Source organism: Shewanella sairae, from assembly GCF_023283535.1.
Classification (GTDB): Bacteria; Pseudomonadota; Gammaproteobacteria; order Enterobacterales; family Shewanellaceae; genus Shewanella; species Shewanella sairae.
Genome location: NZ_JAKILT010000212.1, coordinates 1 through 708 on the forward strand (window position 1 = coordinate 1; position 708 = coordinate 708).

Annotated in this window: 1 protein-coding gene; it reads right to left on the reverse strand. The window is 47.0% G+C overall.

What is annotated here, in order from left to right; translation table 11 throughout:
- Positions 1–708: VirB4 family type IV secretion/conjugal transfer ATPase (locus L2748_RS24735; RefSeq protein ID WP_476712912.1), on the reverse strand; the 708-nt coding region annotated here is incomplete at both ends.

Sequence of the window (708 nt, forward strand, 5' to 3'; positions counted from 1 at the left end):
GTAAGGTTGATTTCCCCATACCAGGTGGGCCAAATACCAACGTATGGCCTAAGTCGCTGTGATGCAGGTTTAACCAAAATGGCGCGTTACCTTCTGCGGAGCACTGCATGATGGCTGGTGAATCCTTGGGGTAGAGCTTACACGGATTGATGAGACGTCCCGTCCATAGGGCTGATAGCGGCAGCATGGCGGCTAAGTTCAAGGTGCTCACTAATGGGCGCCTCACGTTATGCAGACTGTCAGAAGGCAGCGAGCCTAAGAATGCATCCACAGAGTTAACCGTCTCTATCATGGCATTGAAACCAATGTGCTTGATGGTGTTAATGACGCGCTCTGCTTTGTTGTTTAACTCTTGCTGGCTCTGTCCTCTGATGATAATCGTTGAGGTGTAATGCCCGTATTGAATGCCTTTGATTTTGATTAAGTCGATAGCTGAGCCGTATTGCGCCACCATGCGCCGTGCATCTTCATTAATCTTAGGCATTGGGTTATTCATTATCACGTCTTTAAAGCTTTTTTCCCGCTGCTTCCAGCGTTTTTGCTCCTTATTAAGTGCATGTTCTGCATCGGTAGCATCAAAAAAGGAGAAGCGGGTAGACCAGCGGTATTCCATACCTAGCTTATCGAGGTGATAAAGCATGTTAGGCGTGGAGCTGTCAGGAAAATCATTAATGCTGATGGTCATCAACAATTGGTTGTCGATTTTTG